The sequence below is a fragment of the Mesorhizobium sp. M4B.F.Ca.ET.089.01.1.1 genome (assembly GCF_004022605.1).
Taxonomy (GTDB): domain Bacteria; phylum Pseudomonadota; class Alphaproteobacteria; order Rhizobiales; family Rhizobiaceae; genus Mesorhizobium; species Mesorhizobium abyssinicae.
The window spans coordinates 1-3962 of the sequence record NZ_RZOS01000483.1 but is presented as its reverse complement, the minus strand read 5'-3'; the positions used below and the strand labels follow the sequence as shown (position 1 = coordinate 3962).

General features: G+C 64.5%; 3 protein-coding genes and 1 pseudogene. 3 read left to right on the top strand and 1 reads right to left on the bottom strand.

Annotated features, from left to right (window positions below; genetic code table 11):
• Together EN780_RS29020 and EN780_RS29015 are read left to right on the top strand one after the other, a co-directional pair.
• A pseudogene (locus EN780_RS29020) lies at nt 1-1107 on the top strand (glycosyltransferase family 39 protein); the annotation flags it as partial.
• A 46-nt stretch (nt 1108-1153) separates the two neighbouring features.
• On the top strand, nt 1154-2008 hold the full coding sequence (locus tag EN780_RS29015; protein ID WP_128276003.1) for a phosphatase PAP2 family protein: 855 nt from the start codon (nt 1154-1156) through the stop codon (nt 2006-2008).
• Between the two features lie 6 nt (nt 2009-2014).
• Here the strand turns inward: EN780_RS29015 and EN780_RS29010 are convergent, their stop codons facing one another.
• Nucleotides 2015-2689 (bottom strand): alpha/beta hydrolase, encoded by a 675-nt coding sequence (locus EN780_RS29010; RefSeq protein ID WP_126054872.1) that lies wholly within the window; start codon nt 2687-2689, stop codon nt 2015-2017.
• Between the two features lie 255 nt (nt 2690-2944).
• Between EN780_RS29010 and EN780_RS29005 the strand changes: the two genes are divergently transcribed.
• Nucleotides 2945-3962 (top strand): cysteine desulfurase family protein (locus tag EN780_RS29005; RefSeq protein WP_133372756.1); only part of this gene is annotated, 1018 nt, incomplete at its 3' end.

Below are 3962 nucleotides of genomic sequence, written 5' to 3'. Positions count from 1 at the left end.
GATCAGAAGTATCCAGGGCAGCACGATAGCGAGCACGATGGCGACGCCGCGCTGTTCGCCTTCGATCGCGACTGGCGCTGGCTCCTCAAGCTGAAGATCCTTCGCGGCGTCGCCATCGTGCTCGCTATCGTGCTGCCCTGGATACTTCTGATCAGCTGGAAAAGCGGCGGCGCCTTTTTCCAGGAGGCGGTCGGCAAGGACATGCTGACCAAGGTAGCTCAGGGCGAGGAATCGCATGGCCTGCCGCCCGGCTTCTACATGCTGACCTACTCGCTGTTCATGTGGCCGTTCGGCCTGATCGCGGTCGGCGCCGGGCTGCAGGCGATCAACCGCTTCTGGGATGACCCGCGCCTGCGCTTCTGCCTCGCCTGGTACATCCCGTTCTGGCTGGTCTTCGAGGCGATCCCGACCAAGCTGCCGCACTATGTCATGCCGGCCTATCCCGGCATGGCGCTGCTGATCGGCTGGCTGCTGACATTGAAGCCTGAGGAGGCCAACGCACCGTTGAAGCGCTGGCAAAGCTGGCTGTGGTGGGCGACCGCTTTCGGCCTTGCTGTGGTCAGCATAGGCCTTGCCGTCGTCTGCATCGGCGCGCCGATCTATCTCGCCAGGACGTTTTCGTGGTGGAGCATTCCCGCCGCGCTCGCCGCGCTGGCAGCCGGTTACCTGGCCTTCCCGCGCAAGCTGCAGGTGCCGCTCGGCCGCATCGGGGCCATCGCCATCTGCGCCGGCATCACCTTTTCGCTGCTGTTCGGCGTCATCGCGCCATCGCTGAGGCCGATCTGGCTAAGCCCGGCGATCAAGGTCGCGGTCGACGCCAACCGGCCATGCGACACCACCGTGCTCGCCTCCGCCCAGTACCATGAGCCGAGCCTCGTCTTCCTGGTCGGAACCAGGACCGTGCTCACCGATGTCGACGGCGTCGCGAAGCACCTGCTGGCCGATCCCGCCTGCGCGATTGGACTGGCATCGGTCAAGGACGAGCAGAAGCTGAACGAATTGCTGGCGGTCCAGGGCAAATCGGCAAGCCGTCTCGCCGAGATTGACGGCCTCAACTATTCGTCGGGGGACAAGCTGGCGCTCGGCCTCTACCGGGTGGCCAAGTGAGGAATGGCGTCGGCCCGCGAATGCCCCTATAAGCTCGCGCCCAGCCATGCTCTCTAGCCCGCCCAAGCTTTACCGTCGCTCGCTCGGCAACTTCCTCGACACGATCCGCATCGTGAAGAGGCGCTTTGCTGTGCGTGCGGCACGCTATCCCGAGATTCCATGGCTGGTCTGGCTGTTTGCCTGGCTGCTGCTCGCGGCGGCGGTCTTCTTCAGCCTGGACAGCGCCGCCGGCAGGATGCGCGGGGTGTGGATGCCGGGCTTCGTCCATTTCACCGACTTCTTCACCGATTTCGGCCTCGGCGGCTGGTACCTCATTCCCGCAGCGCTTTGCCTCGTCGCCGCCAATCTGACGGATTGGCGCAGCCTGTCCAGGCGAACGCGGCTTTTCGTCTACAACTGGACCTGCTTCGCCTTCCTTGTGCTTTGCGCCGTCGGCCTCTCCGGCCTGGCGGTCAATCTGCTGAAATACGGCATCGGCCGGGCGCGGCCGCTTTATTTCACCGATTTCGGGGTGCTGTCGCTGCACCCGTTCGCCATGGATGCGCGCTTTGCCGGCTTTCCCTCCGGCCATGCCACGACGATGGGCGCGGTGTTCGGCGTTCTGTTGCTGCTTTTCCCGAGGAGCTGGTACATCGCGCTGGCGGTCACCGCCTGCATTGCCTCGACACGCGTATTCGTCGGCGCTCATTATCCGAGCGACACGGTTGCCGGCTTTGGACTGGGGCTGGCTTTCGCGATCGCCACGGGGCTGGTCTTCGCCCGGCTGGGTTTCATCTTCCGCCGGCCGTCGTCGCAACGGCCGGAGCGCAAGAGGACATTCCGGCTGGGATGGCCCAACGCAGCCCGGCGCCGCGAATTGATGGCGAAGCAGAGCGGACGGCTCAGCGCCGACCACCCATAAGACGCTTTATCTCAGCCGCTTCGGCCTCGGATCGGCCAGCTCGCCCGCCAGCCTGCGGTCGAGATAGTCGGCGCATTCCTGCAGCAGAAGGTCGGCGTCATTGGCGAAGAAATGGTTGGCGCCCGGCAAGGTCTTCTGCGTGATGGTGATGCCCTTTTGGGTATGCAGCTTGTCGACCAGCGCTTGCACGTCCTTGGGCGGCGCCACCTTGTCGGCGTCGCCGTGGATGATGAGGCCCGACGACGGGCAGGGCGCCAGGAACGAGAAGTCGTAGGTGTTGGGCTGCGGCGCGATCGAGATGAAGCCCTCGATCTCCGGCCGGCGCATCAGCAACTGCATGCCGATCCACGACCCGAACGAATAGCCGGCGACCCAGCAGCTCTTGGAATCCGGATGCAGCGACTGCACCCAGTCCAGCGCCGCCGCCGCGTCCGACAATTCGCCGGTGCCGTGGTCGAACTCGCCCTGACTGCGGCCGATGCCGCGGAAATTGAAGCGAAGCGTGGTAAAATCGCGCTTCTGGAACATGTAGAAGAGGTCGTAGACGATCTTGTTGTTCATCGTGCCGCCGAACTGCGGGTGCGGGTGCAGCACGATGGCGATCGGCGCGCTCTTTTCCTTGGAAGGCTGGTAGCGACCTTCCAGGCGACCGGCCGGACCGGCAAAAATGACCTCAGGCATAAAATACTCCACGTGGCAAACGAACGCGCTCAGCCCGGAACAACTCTTCCGCTGGCCCCAGCTTCTGTGGCCTTGACGCCGGGCAAGCGTCTTCTTAGAAGCTAGTTTAGAATTGTTCAAAACTGGGTGGCCGAAACCCGCTGGCTCGACCGCCCTTTCCGCAAGCCGCGTAAATAGGACGGCTTGCCTTGCGATTTCAAGGAAATAACGCGCTACCCTTGGCGAATGGCTTTCGACGGGACCAATTGAAGGAAAATGGCCGCAACTCGCGCCTATCTCGACTACAACGCCAGCGCGCCGCTGCTTGAAGAGGCGCGCTCGGCGATGATTGCCGCGCTGGGTGCCGCCAATCCGTCCTCGGTCCACACGGAGGGCCGCGCCGCGCGCCGCCTCATCGAGGACGCAAGGCGCGACGTCGCTGCATTGGTGAATGCCAAGGCCGCGCATGTCGTGTTCACGTCGGGCGCGACCGAAGCCGCCGCGACCCTGCTTTCGCCGGACTGGCAGATGGGACGCGGCACTGTCCGCATGAGCCGACTCTATGTCTCGGCGGCAGACCACCCTTGCGTTCTTAACGGTGGACGCTTCCCAGCGGCGCAGATGACCCGCATCGGCGTCGATCGAAATGGAATCGCCGATCTCGATGAACTGGCTGCGGTTCTCGCCGCGCACGACAAGAGCGACGGCCTGCCGCTGGTCGCGATCCATGCCGCCAACAATGAGACCGGCGTTATCCAGCCTGTCGAGCGCATCGCCGAAATCGTCAGGGCGGCGGGTGGCGTGCTGGTGATCGACGCCGTGCAGGCGGCCGGGCGGATTCTGATCGATATGTCAGCCGGTTACGCCGATTATCTTATCCTGTCGTCGCACAAGATCGGCGGCCCCAAGGGCGTCGGCGCCATCGTCGCCGCGGCCGATCTGATGATGCCGAAGCCATTGATCAACGGCGGCGGCCAGGAAAAGGGCCATCGCGCCGGCACCGAAAACCTCCCCGCCGTCGCTGGTTTCGGCGCGGCGGCGCGTCAGGCGCTGGCCGGTCTGCGCGACATCGATTTGGTGGCGCGGCGCCGCGACGAGATCGAGGTCCTGGTAAAAACCCTGGCGCCGGACGCGGAAATCTTCGGAAATGGCGCGCAAAGGCTTGCCAACACGACATTCTTCGCTATTCCCGGCGTCAAAGCCGAGACGGCGCAGATTGCCTTCGATCTCGCCGGCGTGGCGCTGTCGGCAGGGTCGGCCTGTTCGTCGGGCAAGGTCGGGCCGAGCCATGTGC